At 55.8% G+C, this 877-nt stretch carries 2 protein-coding genes; both read left to right on the top strand.

Annotated elements, in window-relative coordinates; translation table 11 throughout:
* On the top strand, nucleotides 1-219 hold a 219-nt coding region (locus tag C5E41_RS33000; RefSeq protein ID WP_181063543.1), incomplete at its 5' end, for an SAM-dependent methyltransferase.
* Nucleotides 203-694, top strand: a complete 492-nt coding sequence (locus tag C5E41_RS32995) for a hypothetical protein (RefSeq protein WP_104379563.1) — start codon at nucleotides 203-205, stop codon at nucleotides 692-694. The genes C5E41_RS33000 and C5E41_RS32995, both read left to right, overlap by 17 nt.
* Nucleotides 695-877: the final 183 nt, after the last annotated feature.

Raw genomic sequence — 877 nt, 5'->3', positions numbered from 1 at the left:
CCCGACGCACCGATCGTCTACGTCGACAACGATCCGTTCGTCGTAGCCCACGGCCGCGCGCTGCTGTCGATCGACGATCGGATCGCGGTGCTGGGTCGCGACTTGTGCCAGGTCTCCGACCTGTCTCTTATACACATCTCCGAGCCCACGAGACCGATCAGTATCGCGTATGCCGTCTTCTGCTTGAAAAAACAGAAACAGTGTGACCAGCAGGGCTAGGGAGGTGATCGTCCCCCTGTACTCGGCTCTGGTGAGGCCGCACCTCGAGTACTGTGTTCAGTTTTGGGCCCCTCGCTACAAGAAGGACATCGAGGTGCTTGAGCGGGTCCAGAGAAGGGCGACGAAGCTGGTGAGGGGCCTGGAGAGCAAGTCCTATGAGGAGCGGCTGAAGGAGCTGGGCTTGTTCAGCCTGGAGAAGAGGAGGCTCAGGGGCGACCTTATCGCTCTCTACAGATACCTTAAAGGAGGCTGTAGCGAGGTGGGGGTTGGCCTGTTCTCCCACGTGCCTGGTGACAGGACGAGGGGGAATGGGCTAAAGTTGCGCCAGGGGAGTTTTAGGTTGGATGTTAGGAAGAACTTCTTTACTGAAAGGGTTGTTAGGCACTGGAACGGGCTGCCCAGGGAAGTGGTGGAGTCACCATCCCTGGAAGTCTTTAAAAGACGTTTAGATGTAGAGCTTAGGGATATGGTTTAGTGGGGACTGTTAGTGTTAGGTCAGAGGTTGGACTCGATGATCTTGAGGTCTCTTCCAACCTAGAAATTCTGTGATTCTGTGATTCTGTGACTTATTGGCTCAGCTCTGGTCAGCAGAGGGGCCCTTAGCAAACAGGGGGCAGCTTCCAGATCCTTCTCACAAAAGCCACTCCTATGGCCCCGT

This window comes from Nocardia nova (assembly GCF_002933465.1).
GTDB classification, from domain to species: Bacteria; Actinomycetota; Actinomycetes; order Mycobacteriales; family Mycobacteriaceae; genus Nocardia; species Nocardia nova_B.
This window is presented reverse-complemented; position numbering and strand designations above follow the sequence as displayed.